This is a genomic window from Actinobacillus lignieresii (genome assembly GCF_900444945.1).
Lineage (GTDB): Bacteria > Pseudomonadota > Gammaproteobacteria > Enterobacterales > Pasteurellaceae > Actinobacillus > Actinobacillus lignieresii.
In genome coordinates, this window is the sequence record NZ_UFRM01000001.1 from 140,925 (window position 1) to 158,420 (window position 17,496).

At 40.5% G+C, this 17,496-nt stretch carries 21 protein-coding genes and 1 other RNA gene; 11 read left to right on the top strand and 11 right to left on the bottom strand.

The window, feature by feature from the left end; genetic code table 11:
* Positions 1-19: 19 nt before the first annotated feature.
* Together ssrS and DY200_RS00620 are read right to left on the bottom strand one after the other, a co-directional pair.
* Positions 20-201: non-coding RNA, 6S RNA (gene ssrS, locus DY200_RS00615), on the bottom strand.
* A gap of 68 nt (positions 202-269) precedes the next feature.
* Positions 270-590 (bottom strand): cell division protein ZapA, encoded by a 321-nt coding sequence (locus DY200_RS00620; RefSeq protein ID WP_005595785.1) that lies wholly within the window; start codon positions 588-590, stop codon positions 270-272.
* Positions 591-666: 76 nt separating this feature from the next.
* Here DY200_RS00620 and DY200_RS00625 point away from each other — a divergent pair, with 76 nt between their 5' ends.
* From DY200_RS00625 to DY200_RS00640, 4 genes are all read left to right on the top strand, one after another.
* The gene (locus DY200_RS00625) at positions 667-1,218 is read left to right on the top strand and encodes a UPF0149 family protein (RefSeq protein WP_115586516.1); all 552 of its coding nucleotides are present in this window, start codon (positions 667-669) and stop codon (positions 1,216-1,218) included.
* 105 nt (positions 1,219-1,323) lie between these two features.
* The gene (gene hemE, locus DY200_RS00630) at positions 1,324-2,388 is read left to right on the top strand and encodes a uroporphyrinogen decarboxylase (protein WP_115586517.1); all 1,065 of its coding nucleotides are present in this window, start codon (positions 1,324-1,326) and stop codon (positions 2,386-2,388) included.
* A gap of 124 nt (positions 2,389-2,512) precedes the next feature.
* Positions 2,513-3,103 (top strand): YjaG family protein, encoded by a 591-nt coding sequence (locus tag DY200_RS00635; protein ID WP_115586518.1) that lies wholly within the window; start codon positions 2,513-2,515, stop codon positions 3,101-3,103.
* A 135-nt stretch (positions 3,104-3,238) separates the two neighbouring features.
* On the top strand, positions 3,239-3,511 hold the full coding sequence (locus DY200_RS00640) for an HU family DNA-binding protein (RefSeq protein WP_005595795.1): 273 nt from the start codon (positions 3,239-3,241) through the stop codon (positions 3,509-3,511).
* Between the two features lie 52 nt (positions 3,512-3,563).
* Here the strand turns inward: DY200_RS00640 and DY200_RS00645 are convergent, their stop codons facing one another.
* Positions 3,564-4,415, bottom strand: a complete 852-nt coding sequence (locus DY200_RS00645) for a thymidylate synthase (protein ID WP_115586519.1) — start codon at positions 4,413-4,415, stop codon at positions 3,564-3,566.
* Positions 4,416-4,502: 87 nt separating this feature from the next.
* Here DY200_RS00645 and DY200_RS00650 point away from each other — a divergent pair, with 87 nt between their 5' ends.
* Complete coding sequence (locus tag DY200_RS00650; RefSeq protein ID WP_005595799.1) at positions 4,503-5,087, top strand: HI_0449 family lipoprotein; 585 nt, start codon at positions 4,503-4,505, stop codon at positions 5,085-5,087.
* A gap of 95 nt (positions 5,088-5,182) precedes the next feature.
* A complete protein-coding gene (gene bioB, locus DY200_RS00655; RefSeq protein WP_115586520.1) occupies positions 5,183-6,193 on the top strand; it encodes a biotin synthase BioB in 1,011 nt (336 codons plus the stop codon).
* 63 nt (positions 6,194-6,256) lie between these two features.
* Here bioB and cspE read toward each other — a convergent pair whose 3' ends face one another.
* Entirely contained in the window at positions 6,257-6,466 is a 210-nt protein-coding gene (cspE, locus tag DY200_RS00660; protein ID WP_115586521.1) for a transcription antiterminator/RNA stability regulator CspE, read from the bottom strand.
* A gap of 363 nt (positions 6,467-6,829) precedes the next feature.
* Here cspE and proQ point away from each other — a divergent pair, with 363 nt between their 5' ends.
* The 5 genes from proQ to DY200_RS00685 all read left to right on the top strand — a co-directional run bounded on the left by proQ (position 6,830) and on the right by DY200_RS00685 (position 12,511).
* Entirely contained in the window at positions 6,830-7,378 is a 549-nt protein-coding gene (gene proQ, locus DY200_RS00665; protein WP_005595806.1) for an RNA chaperone ProQ, read from the top strand.
* 91 nt (positions 7,379-7,469) lie between these two features.
* Positions 7,470-9,482, top strand: coding sequence for a carboxy terminal-processing peptidase (gene prc / locus DY200_RS00670; protein ID WP_115586522.1), 2,013 nt, complete (start codon positions 7,470-7,472; stop codon positions 9,480-9,482).
* 96 nt (positions 9,483-9,578) lie between these two features.
* The gene (locus DY200_RS00675; protein WP_115586523.1) at positions 9,579-11,138 is read left to right on the top strand and encodes a L,D-transpeptidase family protein; all 1,560 of its coding nucleotides are present in this window, start codon (positions 9,579-9,581) and stop codon (positions 11,136-11,138) included.
* Between the two features lie 171 nt (positions 11,139-11,309).
* Positions 11,310-11,864, top strand: coding sequence for a peptidoglycan L,D-endopeptidase MepK (mepK, locus tag DY200_RS00680; RefSeq protein ID WP_005595812.1), 555 nt, complete (start codon positions 11,310-11,312; stop codon positions 11,862-11,864).
* Between the two features lie 17 nt (positions 11,865-11,881).
* Positions 11,882-12,511: an MBL fold metallo-hydrolase gene (locus tag DY200_RS00685; protein ID WP_115586524.1), complete on the top strand. Its 630-nt coding sequence runs from the start codon at positions 11,882-11,884 to the stop codon at positions 12,509-12,511.
* Positions 12,512-12,513: 2 nt separating this feature from the next.
* Here the strand turns inward: DY200_RS00685 and DY200_RS00690 are convergent, their stop codons facing one another.
* The 7 genes from DY200_RS00690 to rsgA all read right to left on the bottom strand — a co-directional run bounded on the left by DY200_RS00690 (position 12,514) and on the right by rsgA (position 17,388).
* The gene (locus DY200_RS00690; protein WP_115586525.1) at positions 12,514-13,263 is read right to left on the bottom strand and encodes a choline kinase family protein; all 750 of its coding nucleotides are present in this window, start codon (positions 13,261-13,263) and stop codon (positions 12,514-12,516) included.
* Entirely contained in the window at positions 13,260-13,631 is a 372-nt protein-coding gene (locus DY200_RS00695) for a YcfL family putative periplasmic lipoprotein (RefSeq protein WP_115586526.1), read from the bottom strand. The genes DY200_RS00690 and DY200_RS00695 overlap by 4 nt, the downstream gene beginning before the upstream one ends.
* A 1-nt stretch (position 13,632) precedes the next feature.
* Positions 13,633-13,998: a purine nucleoside phosphoramidase gene (gene hinT / locus DY200_RS00700; protein WP_115586527.1), complete on the bottom strand. Its 366-nt coding sequence runs from the start codon at positions 13,996-13,998 to the stop codon at positions 13,633-13,635.
* Positions 13,999-14,069: 71 nt separating this feature from the next.
* Positions 14,070-14,900: a metal ABC transporter permease gene (locus DY200_RS00705; RefSeq protein ID WP_115586528.1), complete on the bottom strand. Its 831-nt coding sequence runs from the start codon at positions 14,898-14,900 to the stop codon at positions 14,070-14,072.
* A complete protein-coding gene (locus DY200_RS00710) occupies positions 14,893-15,747 on the bottom strand; it encodes a metal ABC transporter permease (protein WP_115586529.1) in 855 nt (284 codons plus the stop codon). The genes DY200_RS00705 and DY200_RS00710 overlap by 8 nt, the downstream gene beginning before the upstream one ends.
* On the bottom strand, positions 15,748-16,341 hold the full coding sequence (gene rnhB / locus DY200_RS00715; protein WP_005620061.1) for a ribonuclease HII: 594 nt from the start codon (positions 16,339-16,341) through the stop codon (positions 15,748-15,750). It abuts the gene before it with no gap.
* Between the two features lie 12 nt (positions 16,342-16,353).
* Positions 16,354-17,388: a small ribosomal subunit biogenesis GTPase RsgA gene (rsgA, locus tag DY200_RS00720; protein ID WP_115586530.1), complete on the bottom strand. Its 1,035-nt coding sequence runs from the start codon at positions 17,386-17,388 to the stop codon at positions 16,354-16,356.
* Positions 17,389-17,496 lie beyond the last annotated feature (108 nt).

Sequence of the window (17,496 nt, forward strand, 5' to 3'; positions counted from 1 at the left end):
TTGAGAATACCTTAATGCAAAAGAACCCGAAGTGCCGTTACTTGTGGTGGTCCTTGAACCAGAAGGTTCAAGGGAGTCGAACTTAATTGCCTTTAGGCTTCTTACTCAAGGTAAGCCTGCTCACCGGCATTTAGATGTCCAACTCAAAGTTTCAAATTATCGGCTCAGGGACGTAACGAGTAACGCACACCTCAGGCAAGTCTTATACTAACGGAAATTCACGTTTTTTCCTAGTCTTGAATTGAGAAAAATTCCCAAATGATCAGCTTTTAAACACTTTCTTGATTAATCGCAACGGAACTGCCGGTTAGCAATTTACTTAGCGAGTTATCCAATTGATGAATACAAGATTCCAATACCGCTTTATTATTAGCGTTCTTCTGTTTTTCTTGTTCAAGCTCGTAATTGAGATTCAGTGCGACAATCGCCAATACTTTTTCCAGCTGAATGATACCGGACTGATCTTTTAACAGTGCAACGCGTTCTTCCAAACGTTGTGCAGAGGCAAGTAAATTTTCTTGTTGATCCGGTGGACAATGTAAACGAAGCACCTGCCCAAAAATTTGAACTTCAATATAATTTGCCGACATAGTCGCGAAATCCTCACAAGTAATATAAATTTTTTGCTATTATGCCATTCTTTAACAGAATCACAAATAAGACAACATGGCTATTACACAATCAACCGAATTTAATCAATTAATTACGCAGCTTCAAATCGCCGAAAGCGCCGCAGAAGTACATGGATTTTTAAGCGGATTAATTGCGGGTGGGGTACAAGACGAATCTTGGAAAACCTTAACTTACCAATTTTTAAATGACGGGCATGCTTTTTCACAAGCGCCTCTAGCGGAATTAAGTGCTTTTTACCAACAATTAACCGAAAGTTTTGATGAAGCCAATACCTTATTTTCGCTTTGGACTCCGAATAATGAAGATGGTTTCGCCTTGGCGGACGCTATAGCCGACTGGAGCAGCCAATTCTTATTAGGTTTGGGGCTTGCGCAACCTAAATTAAGCCGCGAAACGGATGAAATCGGCGAAGCGTTAGATGATTTAGAAGAAATATCCAAATTAGGTTACAATGAAGACGATGATAATAACGAGTTGTTGGAAGCCGGAGAAGAAGTGGTCGAGTACCTTAGAGTATTAACGCTTTTCTTACACAGTCATTTTGCCTTAAACGTAAAAACAAGCGAGAAACCTCAACTTCACTAATCCCAACGAGTTATATACAAGCGGTGACTTTCTGGCAAAATTTTGCAAATTTTTTATAAAATTTAGCCGCTTGTTTCTACTTTGAATTGATATGCAAGGAATATTATGAACCAATTAAAAAATGATCGTTACTTAAAAGCGTTACTACGTGAACCAGTTGATATGACACCGGTATGGATGATGCGTCAAGCCGGACGTTATCTACCGGAATATAAAGCGACACGTGCAGAGGCCGGTGATTTTATGTCTTTATGCCGCAATGCGGATTTAGCCTGTGAAGTTACTTTACAGCCGTTACGTCGTTATGCGTTGGATGCGGCGATTTTATTCTCTGATATTTTAACCGTTCCGGATGCAATGGGCTTAGGTTTAAGTTTTGGTGCGGGAGAAGGCCCTAAATTTGCTCGTCCGATTGAAACTAAAGCACAGGTAGAGAACTTACCGATTCCGGATCCGGAAGGTGAATTACAATATGTGATGAATGCGGTACGTACGATTCGTCGTGAGTTAAAAGGCGAAGTGCCGTTAATCGGTTTTTCCGGCAGCCCCTGGACATTAGCGACTTATATGGTGGAAGGCGGTTCAAGCAAAGCGTTCACCAAAATCAAAAAAATGATGTATGCCGATCCGCAAATTTTACACGCATTATTAGATAAATTAGCCGATAGCGTGATCTTATATTTGAATGCACAAATCAAAGCCGGCGCGCAAGCGGTAATGGTTTTCGATACTTGGGGCGGTGTATTGGCGCATAACGAATATAAAGCGTTCTCGCTACGTTATATGCACAAAATCGTGGACGGTTTAATTCGTGAAAACGAAGGTAGAAAAGTACCGGTAACCTTATTTACCAAAGGCGGCGGCTTATGGCTGGAAGCAATTGCGGAAACCGGCTGCGATGCGGTGGGGTTAGACTGGACGATTGATATTGCGGATGCACGCCGTCGTGTCGGACACAAAGTCGCGCTACAAGGCAATATGGACCCGAGTGTGTTGTATGCACAGTCGGAACGTATCAAACAAGAAGTGAAACAAATCTTAGCCGGCTTCGGTCAAGGCTCCGGCCATGTGTTCAATCTCGGTCACGGTATCCATCAAGACGTACCGGAACAAAGTCCGAAAATATTTGTTGATGCGGTACACGAGTATTCAAAACAATACCATAAGTAATCTTCTAGCCGATTTGGCTTAAACAAGCGGTTAAATTTCCGAAAGATTTTGCAAAAAAATGATGAAAATTCGACCGCTTGCGTTAAAAGAAAATTGTCTTTGAATCGAAAAAACAGAGGAAAAAATGAGAAATCCTATTCATAAACGTATGGAACGTTTTGAATCTTGGCAGCATTTAACGTTTATGGTGTGCCTTTGCGAAAGAATGTATCCGAATTACCAACTTTTTTGCGATGTGACGCAACAATCTGAAAAAGCAAAAATTTTTCAAAATATTCTGAACCTTATTTGGGAATTTTTGACAATAAAAGGAACGAAAATTAATTTCGATAACCAACTGGAAAAATTAGAAGAAATTATTCCCGATGTGAACGATTACGATTTTTTCGGCGTATTGCCCGCTCAAGAAGCGTGTGAAGCGTTATCGGAATTATTACACGGCATTATTGCAGGTTCCAGTTTGGAGCAAGCCGTCCGCATCAGCCAGATTTCACTCGGTACGGTGGCGAGTTACCTCGAAATGCAAAATGAAAAAGAACTGAATGAGCAAGAATTGAAAAATTCGGAAGAAATTCAGGACGAATTGGATGTGCAGTGGCAAATCTATCGTTTGCTAAATGAATGCGAAACACGTGATATCGAACTCATTTTAGGACTAAAAGAAGATATTCGCGCTAGCGGAATTAGCAATATTGGGTTAAAATTTAACCAATAAATTAAAATATCGACAATTTTATCACGAATCCCCTTTGCGAAAAGGAAAGTTTCAATTAAGCTAGTGAACGTTTTACGTAACAATTTCGGACGTGTAACGTCATTTAATCTAAAATAAATCTTAGAGGATACAATCATGAATAAAACTGAGTTAATCGATGCAATCGCTGCTGGTGCAGAGTTAAGCAAGAAAGACGCGAAAGCGGCATTAGAAGCGACTTTAAATGCGATCTCTGAAAGCCTAAAAAATGGCGACACCGTTCAGTTAATCGGCTTCGGTACTTTTAAAGTAAACGAGCGTAATGCACGTACGGGTCGTAACCCACGTACCGGCGAAGAAATCAAAATCGCAGCATCTAAAGTGCCGGCGTTTGTTGCAGGTAAAGCATTAAAAGATTTAGTAAAATAATTCTTTGCAAAGTTTTTAAAGCCTAGATTCATTCTAGGCTTTTTTGTTTCTCTTATACCGAGAACGGATATTGGATTGCCGGATGATATTCGTAACCTTCGACTTTAAAATCATCGAGCGTTACCCAAGTTTCTAAATCCTCTAATGATTTAATTGCCGGATTAATCCAAAGTTTAGGAGAAGCCAGCGGCTTTCTTTTCAATTGTACGTCACGCATCAATTCCAATTGGTCTTCATAAATATGCGCATTTACGATTTTATGAAACGCTTGTCCGGCTTTATGTCCGGTAATTTGCGCCATTAAAGCCAAGAAGGTATAGCATTGGATCATATTCCAATTGAGCCCAAGCGGTACATCGGCGGAACGTTGCGTACTGTTTAAATAAAGCGTGCCGTCTAAAAGCGAGAAATGATGGCTATATAAGCAGGGACGTAAACAGCCCATATGGAATACGCCCGGATGATAAAAGGTATAAATTTCACCGCGATTATCCACGCCTTTTTTTAAATCATCGACAATCTGGCGCAATAAATCGACGGAACCTCCGTCCGCTTTCGGGAAGCTACGTCCGACCGCGCCGTAAACCAAACCCATATCATCTTCGCCTTTACGATACGGATTGGCTAACCAAGCCGAGTTTTGATTTGCATTGGCATCCCATGATTTTGTTCCAAGTTTGCGGAAATCGGCGGCATTATCATAGCCTCGAATATAACCCAATAATTCCGCAATCGCCGCTTTCCAAAAACTTCTTCTTGTTGTAACAAGCGGAAACTCTCCGGTTGCAACATTGTAGGTTAAATCGGCATTAATTACGGTTAAACAACGCTTACCAGTACGTTCGTTCTCTACCCATTTTCCTTCGTTTACGATACGATGGCATAAATCTAAATACTGTTTCATGGTGACCTCTTAAAAAAACTTAGGTAATTTTGCCATTTATTCGGTAAAATGGATAATAAATTTTTATAAAGCGATAAGGAGTGCGATATGAAAAAACTGATGAAACCGATTTTTGTCTGCTTAACCTTGGCGGTTCTGACCGCTTGTTCGAGTAAAAGTAGTTGGACTCGTTTAAACGATTCGGAAGTAGATCAAAAATCCTATGCGATAGCTTATGGCGCAACGGCACAAACTTACGCGGATCGAGTAAATGAAAGCTATGATATCGATTCATTTATGAACGGTGTTGATGATTGGTATAACAAAAAAGTTAATCTGCCGGTAGAACAAATTCGAGCAATGATTTTGAATCGCTTAATGGATCATAATATTTACGCTTATTATAGCGGTGTGCTTTATGCTGCGGATTTACAAGGCAATTTTAATCATTTGGATCCAAGTTGTTGGGATTTGGTACAAACGCCGAGTATGACGCAAGGTATCCACGATGCAATGCTTGATATTCAAAAAAATAAGGTACGTGGCGACGAATATATTAAAAACGGAGTGGAACAAATTCTTCATCTTTGCGTAAAAACAATGGTGGAAGACGAGCATAAGCAGGAAGTCAATTCAAAAGCTAAAGGCAAAAAATCGGCGAAAGCGGCTCAGAAACAGAAATCGGCTAAATAACGTCAGTTAATGTATTGTATAAGCGGTCTATTTTTCTCAATAAATTGTAAGATTTTGAGAAAATACGACCGCTTCGGTTTATTTAAGGAGATGACATGACAACCTATAATTTGCGTTTAAAAGCAAAAAGTGAACTTACCCCCCACCCTACGGCACAATATTGGCGTAAATGCCAAGTCGAAGAATTATTCGAAATGCCTTTTATGGAACTTATCTTTAAAGCGGCACAAGTCCATAGAGAGCATTTTGACCCGCAAGCGATTCAATTATCGACGTTACTTTCGATTAAAACCGGAGGATGTCCGGAAGAATGCGAATATTGCCCTCAGTCCGCTCGCTATGATACCGGGCTTGAAAAGCAAGTGATGATGGATGTGGAAGAAATTGTCGAGAAAGCCAAAATAGCCAAAGCGAGAGGCGCGAGCCGTTTTTGTATGGGCGCCGCTTGGCGTGGGCCGAAGCCGAAAGACATTAAAGTGGTGTCTGAAATTATCGGTGCGGTAAAAGCGTTAGGTCTAGAGACTTGCGGTACTTTCGGTTTGCTTGAAGAAGGGATGGCGGAAGATTTAAAACAAGCCGGATTGGATTATTATAATCATAACTTGGATACGGATCCGGAACGTTATAGCAAAATCGTACATACCCGCAATCACGATGATCGTATGGATACGCTCGGTAAAGTACGTCATGCAGGATTAAAAGTCTGCTGTGGCGGAATTGTCGGCATGAACGAAACCCGCCCGGAACGTGCCGGACTTATTGCTAGTTTAGCCAATTTGGATCCACAGCCGGAAAGTGTACCGATTAACCAATTAATTAAAGTGGAAGGAACACCGCTTGAAAATGCGGAAGATTTGGATTGGACGGAATTTGTCAGAACGATTGCCGTTGCCAGAATTACTATGCCGAAAAGTTATGTGCGCTTATCCGCAGGTAGAACCGAAATGCCGGAAGCGATGCAAGCATTGTGCTTTATGGCGGGAGCAAACTCAATTTTTTATGGCGAAAAGCTATTAACGACAGGTAATCCGGAAGAAGATTTTGACCGCTTACTAATGGATAAATTGGATTTATATCCGTTAGCATATCAACCTAATGAAGTCTAATTCGATAAATGAAAAAAGCCAGCATTTTGCTGGCTTTTAGATTCGTTATATAAGTATTTAAAATTAAAGTACTTTTACGTTTACTGCTGAAGGACCGCGATCTGAATCTTGTACTTCAAACTCAACTTTTGCACCTTCTTCTAAAGTACGGAAGTTTGAACCAACGATACCTGAGAAGTGAACGAAAATATCTTTACCGCCTTGATCCGGAGTGATAAAACCGAAACCTTTAGTTGAATTGAACCATTTAACGATACCTGTTGCTTTAGACATAGGATTTTCCTTATAAAAATTTAATGAAAAGAATTGCTGCACGTTTGTTTGGAGATTAGAGATTTATTCGCGAAGAACTCTCAGAAAATCAGAAGATTTATAGAAAGGAAAACATCGATAAAGCAATCGTACTCAAGAACGCTACGAGAAGCGTTTTCGATTAGAACATTAAAAAAACATTAAAGCAAATGTTTTTTTGAACTTATTTATCGGAATTGAAACATAGAAATATATGAACGTAACAAAATAGCGTAATGACTTGATTTTATATAGACGGGAATCCGTAAATAAAATATAGTAGCGGGCTAAGACTCTGTATTGGGTCGGCATCTATTTGGACTTAAATTTAAAGAGAAAAACAATATGTCAGAACAACAAGTAAAAATTCAAAATGGCAATAAAACTAATCCTAGCGTAAAAGAAGTGATTACGTATTTAGCGGAGAAGTTTCCACTTTGTTTTAGTGTTGAAGGAGAAGCAAAGCCACTCAAAGTCGGACTTTTCCAAGATTTGGCCGAAGCGTTGGCTAATGATGAAAAAGTCAGTAAAACATTACTGCGTCAGGCGTTACGTACTTATACGATGAGCTGGCGTTATTTGGCTTGTTGTAAAGCAAATGTCCAACGTGTCGGTTTACAAGGCGAAGAAGCCGGTATTGTGGATGAAGCGCAAGCAGAGCACGCGGCACAAACTTTAACGGTTGCCAAAGAAGCTTATGCGGCTCGTAAAGCGGAACAGCGAAAAGAGCAACGCAAAGAATTCTTTAAGAAAAAAGCTCAAGAAGAGAAAGCGAAGAAAAATGCTGCAAATCAAGTGAAGAAGACTCCTCGAGTTGCGAAAGAAGCTTCTGTAAAAGCGACCGCCGAGAGTTTAGCGGCATTAACAAGCAAATTTGGTAAGGGAAATAAATAATTTGCAGGTCTAGCGGTCGGTTTATTGTCGTTTTACAATACGTAACGTTTTTTTGACCGCTTGCATATCTTTATAATGAATCAGGATTTTTATGAAAATAAATCAACTTAGCCGTCTTATTGCTATTTGTTTCGGGACTATCGTAAGCAGTGCATTTGCGGTAGAACCGCAAATTCAAGAGAGTGCGTTAGTAACCCCGAAACCGACGGAACAACACAGCCTTTCAACTAAACGTGTTACAGCGCGTTTGACACAATCTCACTACCATAAGTTTAAATTAGACGATGAGTTTGCGGATAAGATTTTTAACCGATATATGGATTGGTTAGACGGAGCGCATAATACTTTTTTACAATCCGATATTGATGAGATGCGCGCCAAATATGCGGCGAAATTAGATGATGAGCTGTATGAAGGTAAGTTGGATTCCGCATTTGAAATCTATGATTTAATGACCAAACGTCGTTATGAACGTTATAAGTATGCGTTGTCTTTATTAGATAAAGAGCCGAATTTAAAAGGGTCGGATCAAATCGAAAATGATCGTGAAAAGGCGGCGTTTCCCGCAACGGTTGAAGAAGCTAATCAGCTATGGGAACAACGCGTTAAAAACGATGTAATTAATCTCTATCTTAAAGATAAAAAATGGCCTGAAATTAAGAAAACGTTAATTAAACGTTATAATTTAGCGATTAAACGTTTGACGCAAATTAAAGCGGACGACGTGTTGCAAACGTATTTAAATGCGTTCGCACGTGAAATTGATCCGCATACAAGTTATCTTTCGCCTCGTGCGGCAAAAGCATTCCAAGAAAGTATGAATTTGTCTTTGGAAGGTATCGGTGCGACGCTTGCGATGGAAGACGACGTAACTACGATTAAATCTCTCGTGCCGGGTGCGCCTGCCGCTCGTAGTAAAAAACTGGTGGTCGGCGATAAGATCGTAGGTGTCGGTCAGGATAACGGTGAGATCGAAGATGTTATCGGTTGGCGTTTAGATGATGTCGTCGATAAGATCAAAGGTAAAAAAGGTACGAAAGTTCGTTTAGAAATTGAACCGGAAAAAGGCGGAAAAACGAAAATTATCACTTTAGTCCGAGATAAAGTTCGTTTAGAAGACAGTGCGGCAAAACTAACTGTTGATAAAATCAACGGTAAAAATGTTGCCGTGATTAAAATTTCAACATTTTATATCGGTTTAACCAACGATGTTCGTAAATTGTTAGATGAAATGAAAACTAAAAAAGTGGACGGTTTAATTATCGATTTACGTGAAAACGGCGGCGGTTCTCTGACGGAAGTTGTCGAATTAACCGGACTCTTTATTAAAGACGGGCCGGTTGTTCAGGTACGAGATGCGTTCAACCGTATTAAAGTGCATGAAGATCCGGAAGCGGATAAATCGCTTTATGACGGTAAGATCATGGTTATGATTAACCGCCACAGCGCGTCGGCATCCGAAATTTTTGCGGCGGCGATGCAAGATTACAATCGTGCAATTATCGTAGGGCAACAAACCTTCGGTAAAGGTACGGTTCAACAAAGTCGTTCGTTAAATTTTGTATATGACTTGGATCAGGAACCGTTAGGCTTTATTCAATACACAATCCAAAAATTCTATCGTATTGACGGCGGCAGCACTCAATTGAAAGGCGTCGAAGCGGATATTAAATTTCCTGAAATTATTAATGCGGAGAAAACTGGCGAAAGTTTTGAAGATAATGCTTTACCTTGGGATAAAATTCCTGCGGCAAGCTATCAAGAAGCCGGACATGCAAGAGATGCGGTTTCCGCATTAACTGCTAAGCATGAAGAACGTATTGCGAAAGAACCTGAGTTTATTACGTTAAACGAAGATATTGCAATCCGTAAAGAAAGAGACGCTCGCAAGTATTCGTCACTTAATCTGGAAGAGCGTTTGAAAGAAGATCGCGCAGACGAAGCGAAACGTCTGAAAGATCTGAATGCACGCTTTGCAAGGGAAGGGAAAAAAGCGATTAAGAATATTGATGCCTTACCAAAAGACTATGAAGCACCGGACTTTTTCTTAAAAGAAGCTGAAAAAATGATGGTTGATTGGTTAGAAATTGATAAGAAGTCATAAAATAGCTTATAATGTATTAAATTAGCTGCCGCTTAATGAAAGTTAAGCGGTTTGCTTTTATTGATGTTTTATAATCTCGGAGCTAAGGATTTTTATATGAGTAAGGCGAAAACCTTCAAATTACTGCCGTTAGTAATGCTTTCAAGTGTCGTTTTAGCCGAAACTAATGCAACTCATCTTCAGGCTGCATCAACAGAAAACGCAACGGTTAATCATGCGACATCGGATGCAATTTTACCCCAGCTAAGTTTTAGCGCTCAGCAGGCTAGAGCAGCTGAACTTGCAAAGCGTGCGGATTATGTTTTTGAGCAAGAGCAGATTCGTTTGGAAGAAGAACGTAAATTGCAAGAAGCGGTGTTGAAAGTAAAGCAAACGGTCGGAGATAATCAGTTATTACTAACTAAATCGGTTGCTAAAATTTATTTGGATAACGATTATGCAAGTATGTGGAATGACAAGCATGCGGAGAAGCAATTCCTCAAGGAATACGCATTATTTGCCGCAAGCGGCGTATCAAGCAAATCGGCCAAAGCATTACAACAGATTTTAAATCATCCGGAAGGTTTGGGCAGAGATATCTTATTAACCGACGGTTTCTTAGATTATCTCTATTACAATAAAAACGTGTATAAAAATGCGAATCAATGGTTATACAACCTTGGCAGCTATAGTCCTAAATCACCTAGCTCGGAGCAAATAAATCAATGGGTGGAATCGACTAAGAACGGCGATTCGGCTCAGTTCGTGGCAAATTTAGTGCCTCGTAATCATATTTACCAAGAAACGGTGCAACGCATCTTAGCAATGTCTGCCGGCGGTAACACGAAGAAAGTAGCAAAAGCAAAGAAAACAAAAACGTCTGAGCCGGCAACCGGTAACGATACGTTCTATAAATTAGCGTTAAATGCGCAAAGATTACGTATTATTCCGAGTTTTAATAACGGTATCTTTGTTAATATCCCTAGTTATCAACTATTTTACTTCCGTGACGGTCAGCTTGCATTACAATCAAAAGTGATTGTCGGTCGCGATGATCGCCGTACGCCGGTTATGTATAGTAAGCTTAGTAACGTAGTGGTTAATCCGCCTTGGAATATTCCGCCGACAATTTTAAATAAAGATATTGTGCCGAAATTGGCTAAAAATCCGGGATTCGCAGATGCCGCAGGTTATGAAATTTTTGACGGAAAAGGCAATAAAATTAATCCTCGCAGCGTGAATTGGGCGCAATATGTGAACAGCAAAAATCTTCCTTACCGTATTCGCCAAAAAGCCGGTGATGACAGTGCATTAGGTCGTTTTAAATTTAATATGCCGAGTTCGGATGCGATTTATTTACACGATACGCCGAATCGCGGCTTATTCGGTAAAACGGATCGCGCGTTAAGTTCCGGTTGCGTACGTGTGGAACGTTCGGATGATCTGGCAAGTATTTTGCTGAAAGAAGCCGGTTGGAGTATGGATAAAAAACAAAAAGTATTGGCAAGTCAGAAAACCACTTCGGCTAATATTCGTTCGGACAATCCGGTTTATTTATACTATGTTACCGCATGGGTAGAGAACGGTAAGGTATATACGTTACCTGATATCTATAAATTTGATACCTCTATTCCGAAAAATGTGGTGAATTGGAGTAAAGTTAAAAGTGTGATCTAATTCACAAATATAAAAATTTCCGAGAAGTTTTACTTGCTTCTCGGAACTTTCTTTTTTAGATTAAACCTAATGGGCTTATTACTTAATAAGCCTTTATTTATGGTCGATAGTAAATAATTTGTGATAAATCATTTACTATCAATCATTACTCGTGAAGAATGAGGAATAGCAATGAATCAAATCAATGTTCAACGCCGTAAGTGGTTATCGCTCGGCGGTCTTGTTTTAGGAGCAAGTTTATTGCCAAGCAAAGTAATGGCGCTTCTTTCCACTCCTACTCCGTTAGCGTTACGTTTTCGTAATATCAATACGGGCGATACGTATGCGGCAACATTCAGTAACGGTTCTCTTTCAAGCGGCGATTTAGGGAAATTAAATTACCTTATGCGTGATCGTCATACCAATCAAGTTAAACGAATCGACCCGATGTTATTCGTGAAATTAAATCAAATTCAGCAGCGTTTAGGTTTCCGTAATGCGGAAGTATTAGTGCTAAGCGGTTATCGTTCCGCACAAACCAATGCAAGAATGCATAGAACGCGACGCGGCGTAGCAAGTAACAGTTATCATATTCGCGGACAAGCGGTTGATTTCAGAATTTCCGGAGTTCCTTTGGCAAAATTAAAAGCGGCTGCGGAAAGTTTGCATAATGGCGGTGTTGGTTATTATCCTCGCAGTAATTTCGTTCATGTAGATACCGGCCCTGTTCGTACGTGGCGCGGTTAGGTAAGCGGTCTAATTTTATGTTTAATTTACAAATTATTCCGGTCAGTGCGTTTCAGCAAAATTGTAGCGTTATTTGGGATGATAATAAGAATGCCGCAATTATTGATGCGGGTGACGATGCGGATAAAATCATTCAGTTTGTCGAATCACAAAATTTAAAAGTACAAAAGCTATTACTTACCCACGGTCATTTAGATCATATTATGGCGGTTGAAAAAGTCAGAGATCACTTCGGTGTGGAAGTATATGGCTCTCATATTGATGATAAACCGTTATTTGAACAATTGCCGCAAATGTGCGAAATGTTCGGTATTCCGCCGGTTAAAGCGTTTTTACCGGATCATTGGTTAAGTGAAGATGATAGGGTGGAAGTCGGTGCATTACGATTCTCCGTCCGTCATTTACCGGGACACGCACCGGGGCATATCGGTTTCTTTGATTTTGAAAACAAAATCGCTTTTAGCGGCGATGTGTTATTTAAAGACAGTATCGGACGAACGGATCTTTATATGGGCAGTTTAGACGTGCTACTCAACACGATTCGCACTAAAATGTTTGATTTGGATGACGATTTTATCGTGGTTGCCGGTCATGGTCCGCATACTACAATTGGGCGTGAGAAACAGCATAATCCGTTCTTAAAATAGTTTTATGGTTCGAGAATCGTAAACCATAATTGATTTAACTGATAAATGGCAGAATGATATTCTGCCATTTTTCGTTTAAATTTCCCTTCATTGAATTGTGTTTCTTGCAGATATATACGGAGAAACTCGGTCTGTTGCTGTTGGTTGATTGCAGGATTGGCACTGAAAAGCATCGCAATTTCCAATGCCGGATCCGATACGGCACTATATTCCCAATCAATTAGATACAAGCGGTTATTTTTTTCAATAAAATTCCCTAAATGTAGGTCGTGGTGGCAGATTGCCTGTGCAAAAGGTTGAATCGTTTGAAACGGGGAATGAAATCCCAATGCGGTTTGTTGCTGTTCGGAGAGTTTTCCCCATAAAAATTGACAACGCTCGGCAATATCGAGCTTAGGTAGTGATTCGTCAATTGGAACAAGATGTAGTTCGGCAAGCTGTTGCGCTAATTTATTTAGTAATGACGAACTGAAACGGTTAGGCGTATTACCTTCAATCCAAGTCAGCAAACTGGAATTTTCGTTGTGATAATAGACTTTTGGGCTAAATGATAAGCGAGTTAAGTAGCGTAAAATTTGAGCTTCTTGAGCATAATTGATCCCGAAAGCCGTCGCTCGCTCATTTTGTCGGCGCAAAACAAATCGCTCGCCGGAGGCGAGTTGGATCTGTTGGCTGCAAGCGGTCAAGCCTGCTAAATTTTGGCGAAAAACGACCGCTTGCTGTTGGCTCTCAAGCCAATCAAGCGCATTCATCGATGACCACGTAGATAGATACGATAATTACTGCTTTCATCGGTCGGCTTCTCAAGTTGTAACGTTTGAGATTGCTTTCCGATTAGCCATAAATTAAGCCAAGGCATAGCCGGATCATTATTGCTCTGCGTCACTCCTTGGTTATCATACCAAAATAATTTATAGGATAAATTAAGCGGATGTTCACTAAGGTTCGCAACGGATAACTTATCGCTTTCTGCCTCAACTTGAATTAACGGAGCAATTTGCGCTTCAATATTGACAATCGGCTCAGATTTTCCTTTGATATAACTTTGCGGATTGCTGCCGCAAGCGGTTAAAAAAAGCGAAAAAATTGCCAATAGCCAATAAGATTTTAACTGTTTCATACTATTTGTTGTTTAACATTTTGCCTAAAGGCTCGCCGCCGACTAAATGCATATGGATATGGAATACTTCCTGACCGCCGTGTACGTTACAGTTCACAATTAAACGATAACCGTCTTCAGCAATACCTTCTTCTTTAGCAATTTTTGCCGCCGCGGTAAATAAGCGACCCAACGCTAATTCGTCTTCCGCTTCTACGTGGTTTACGGTCGGAATTAACTTATTCGGTACGATTAAAATATGAGTCGGTGCTTGCGGTGAAATATCACGGAAGGCGGTAACGAGTTCGTCTTGGTAAACGATTGCCGCAGGGATTTCTTTGCGAATAATTTTACTGAAAATGGTTTCTTCAAATGTTGTGTTTGACATAGATATTCCTTATGAGAAGGTAGTTTGAAAGTAATAATTCTCTAATTTTTTGGCAAATTTTGCAAAGAAATTTACCGCTTGCGTTGTTTAAATCGGTTACTTATTAGCACAATTCCAAAAACAATGGATTGAATTAAAATAATCGTCGGACCGGTTGACGCATCGATATGATAGCTCAGTATCGTACCGAAAACAGAGGAACTAATCGCAATCGTCATTGCGATTGCTAACATATAATCAAAACGATTTGATAGCAGATGAGCGGTAATACCGGGGGCAATGAGCATGGCAACAACCAAAATAACACCGACAACCTGCATTGCACTAATGATGGTTAAGGCTAACAGTGCAAGTAAGCCGTAATGTAACCGTTTTACCGGTAAACCGATAACTTTGGCATGATTACTATCAAAGCAATAGAGCAAGAAATCTTTACGTTTAAAGATAATAACGCTGAAAGTTAGCGTGCAAATGATGATAGTTTGAATTAATTCGTTTTGAGTTACCCCGAGCAAATTACCGAATAACAAGTGAGTGAGATGTTGGTCGCTCGGCAAAGCGGTAAATAGCACGATACCAAGCGCAAATAAGCCGGAAAACATAATGCCCATAATGGTATCTTCTTTTAAACGAGAATTCTCTTTGAGATAACCGACGGAAATCGCACAAAACAATCCGGAAGCAAATGCCCCTATAGCTAAAGGTAAACCGAGTAAGCTGGATATTACCACTCCCGGCAATACTGCATGAGAAATTGCATCGCCCATAAGCGACCAGCCTTTTAAAATCAAATAACAAGACAATACCGCGCAAACGGAAGCGACTAATACCGCAGTAAACAAAGCGGTTTGCATAAATTCAAATGCAAAAGGCTCAACGAACCATAGCACTAACTCATTCATTGATCGCCTCCAAACGCTTACGTTTTTGGCTAATCAAACCGTATTTAGGCGCAAAGCAAAAAGCCAATAAAAAGATAAAGGTCTGTAAGCAAACAATCACACCGCCGGTCGCACCGTTTAAAAAGTAACTGAGATAGGCACCGATGCCACTGCTGAGGCTACCGATAAGAATGGCGATAATAACTAAACGAGGGAATTTGTCTGTCAGTAAGTATGCGGTTGCGCCCGGAGTCACCACCATTGCAATTACTAAAATTGCACCGACCGTTTGCAATGCCACCACGACACAAGCACTTAATAAGGTAAAGAATAAAATTTTGTAGAGAAGAGGAGAAAGTCCGACAGACAGCGCATGATGTTCATCAAAAAAAGTGAGCAATAGATCTTTCCAGAAAAAGATGAGACCAAGCAGCGATAATCCGATAATGATAGCAACTTGCCATAAATCTTCGTCCGCAATGCCGAGGATGTTGCCCATTACAATCGCATTAACATCAACTGAGGTTGGGTTAAGCGATACAATAAACATGCCTAGTGCAAAAAATGTGGTAAAGATAAAGCCGATAACCGCATCTTCTTTTATTCGAGTAATACTTTTCACCCATAAAATCGAAAGAGCGGCAAGAATACCGGAGAAAAATGCACCGAAGGCATAAGGGAGTTTTAACGCATAAGCGATGGCAACGCCCGGCACTACGGCATGTGAAAGGGCGTCACCGATTAAAGACCAACCTTTTAACATTAAAAAGGCGGAGAGAAAGGCACAAACCACACCAACGCCCATACTGACGAAAATCGCTTTTTGCATATAGTTATATTGGAAGGGTTCGAGTAGTAGTTCTAGCATTTATAAACCTAAGATTTTCTTCACCGGGGCGAAGCTCTTTCGGTGAAAAGGGGTTGCCCCGAATTGTTCCAGTTTTTCAAAATGTAGTTTAGTCGGATAACCTTTATGCTTTGCAAAACCGTATTCCGGATATTGCACATCTAATTCAGCCATTTCCTGATCTCGGGCAACTTTGGCTAAAATGGAAGCTGCGCTGATCTCGGCAACTAAACTATCTCCTTTTATGACCGCTTGTGCCGGCATCGGTAAAGTTGGAATACGGTTGCCGTCCACCAACACGAAATCGGGCTGAATATTTAGTCCGGCAACCGCCCGCTGCATAGCGAGCATTGTTGCGTGCAAGATATTCAACCGATCGATTTCTTCCGGTTCGGCACGCCCTAAAGACCAACAAAGCGCTTTTGCTTTAATTTCCTCCGCTAAAAGCAAACGCTTCTTCTCCGACAGTTTTTTAGAATCGGCTAATCCTTCAATTGGATTATTCGGATCTAAAATCACAGCGGCAGTTACCACAGCTCCCACTAACGGGCCTCTACCAACTTCATCCACACCTGCGATCAAGTGGGCATTAGGATAAATGAAATTTGTACTCATTGCTATTGATTCTTATTCTTCTGTTCTAAAATGACGTTGACTTTTGGTTTCATCACGGCTTTCAATTAAGCGATGATAGTTTTCAAATCGAATTGCATTAATTTCGCCTTTTTCGACCGCTTCTCTCACCGCACAGCCTGGATCCGATTTATGTTTGCAATCTCGGAATTTACATGTGCCTAATACCGATTGAAATTCACGGTAACCAAGCGTGATTTGTTCCGGCTCTAAATGCCATAAACCGAATTCACGAATCCCCGGCGAGTCAATTAAATTGCCCCCTTGCCGTAAATGGTATAAACGAGAAGATGTGGTCGTATGCTGACCTAACCCCGAAATATCGCTTACCGCACCGGTCAAAGCATTAACCTCCGGTAATAATTGGTTGATTAGGCTTGATTTTCCTACCCCAGATTGTCCGACGAAAATTGAAGTGCCGCGTGATAAATAGCGGTCTAATTTTTCCATATTTTCACCGGTATCGGCAGACAGACAAAGCGTTTCGTAACCGATATTTTCATAAATCGCCAACTGCTTTTGCACTTCTTGTCGCTCGGATTCCGAAAGCAAATCAATTTTATTTAGCACGATAAGCGCATGAATTTTAGCGGTTTCACAAATCACTAAGTAGCGATCAATAATATTAAGCGAAAGTGTGGGTAATACGGCGGAAACAATAATGATTTGATCGATATTTGCCGCCATCACTTTGATACCGTCATAATAATCGGGACGGCTCAATTCGTTTTTACGCGGATAAATTGCTTCAATCACACCGCTAATGCCTTGTAACTGCTCGTTGCCTTGTCGCCAAGAGACCTGATCGCCGACCACCACGTTTTTTAAAGTACGGCGAAGATTACAACGATAAATTTCACCTTGTTCGGTTTCTACATCGGCGTGTTTGGCATGGCGAGTAACCACAATACCTTGTTGAACTTCGCCTAGCATTTCGTCTTGCCATTCCAATTCGGGTTTTGCGATTTTTTTATGATGATTCGATTTGATTCTGCGTTGTTGGTTTTGGGTCAGTCTGCGTTTACTCAAAGGATTTCTCTTAGATGATCGAAATAAGTTGAAAGGATACTATAAATCGCTTTGTTTATGTAGTATCGGAAGAATGAAGTTATCGAAGTTGACGGATAAAAAATTCTA

What these genes read in the sequence shown, in the direction of transcription:
- DY200_RS00620 (WP_005595785.1), bottom strand. Translation starts at nt 590, where the DNA reads ATGTCGGCAAATTATATTGAAGTTCAAATTTTTGGGCAGGTGCTTCGT.
- DY200_RS00625 (WP_115586516.1), top strand. Translation starts at nt 667, where the DNA reads ATGGCTATTACACAATCAACCGAATTTAATCAATTAATTACGCAGCTT.
- hemE (WP_115586517.1), top strand. Translation starts at nt 1,324, where the DNA reads ATGAACCAATTAAAAAATGATCGTTACTTAAAAGCGTTACTACGTGAA.
- DY200_RS00635 (WP_115586518.1), top strand. Translation starts at nt 2,513, where the DNA reads ATGAGAAATCCTATTCATAAACGTATGGAACGTTTTGAATCTTGGCAG.
- DY200_RS00640 (WP_005595795.1), top strand. Translation starts at nt 3,239, where the DNA reads ATGAATAAAACTGAGTTAATCGATGCAATCGCTGCTGGTGCAGAGTTA.
- DY200_RS00645 (WP_115586519.1), bottom strand. Translation starts at nt 4,415, where the DNA reads ATGAAACAGTATTTAGATTTATGCCATCGTATCGTAAACGAAGGAAAA.
- DY200_RS00650 (WP_005595799.1), top strand. Translation starts at nt 4,503, where the DNA reads ATGAAAAAACTGATGAAACCGATTTTTGTCTGCTTAACCTTGGCGGTT.
- bioB (WP_115586520.1), top strand. Translation starts at nt 5,183, where the DNA reads ATGACAACCTATAATTTGCGTTTAAAAGCAAAAAGTGAACTTACCCCC.
- cspE (WP_115586521.1), bottom strand. Translation starts at nt 6,466, where the DNA reads ATGTCTAAAGCAACAGGTATCGTTAAATGGTTCAATTCAACTAAAGGT.
- proQ (WP_005595806.1), top strand. Translation starts at nt 6,830, where the DNA reads ATGTCAGAACAACAAGTAAAAATTCAAAATGGCAATAAAACTAATCCT.
- prc (WP_115586522.1), top strand. Translation starts at nt 7,470, where the DNA reads ATGAAAATAAATCAACTTAGCCGTCTTATTGCTATTTGTTTCGGGACT.
- DY200_RS00675 (WP_115586523.1), top strand. Translation starts at nt 9,579, where the DNA reads ATGAGTAAGGCGAAAACCTTCAAATTACTGCCGTTAGTAATGCTTTCA.
- mepK (WP_005595812.1), top strand. Translation starts at nt 11,310, where the DNA reads ATGAATCAAATCAATGTTCAACGCCGTAAGTGGTTATCGCTCGGCGGT.
- DY200_RS00685 (WP_115586524.1), top strand. Translation starts at nt 11,882, where the DNA reads ATGTTTAATTTACAAATTATTCCGGTCAGTGCGTTTCAGCAAAATTGT.
- DY200_RS00690 (WP_115586525.1), bottom strand. Translation starts at nt 13,263, where the DNA reads ATGAATGCGCTTGATTGGCTTGAGAGCCAACAGCAAGCGGTCGTTTTT.
- DY200_RS00695 (WP_115586526.1), bottom strand. Translation starts at nt 13,631, where the DNA reads ATGAAACAGTTAAAATCTTATTGGCTATTGGCAATTTTTTCGCTTTTT.
- hinT (WP_115586527.1), bottom strand. Translation starts at nt 13,998, where the DNA reads ATGTCAAACACAACATTTGAAGAAACCATTTTCAGTAAAATTATTCGC.
- DY200_RS00705 (WP_115586528.1), bottom strand. Translation starts at nt 14,900, where the DNA reads ATGAATGAGTTAGTGCTATGGTTCGTTGAGCCTTTTGCATTTGAATTT.
- DY200_RS00710 (WP_115586529.1), bottom strand. Translation starts at nt 15,747, where the DNA reads ATGCTAGAACTACTACTCGAACCCTTCCAATATAACTATATGCAAAAA.
- rnhB (WP_005620061.1), bottom strand. Translation starts at nt 16,341, where the DNA reads ATGAGTACAAATTTCATTTATCCTAATGCCCACTTGATCGCAGGTGTG.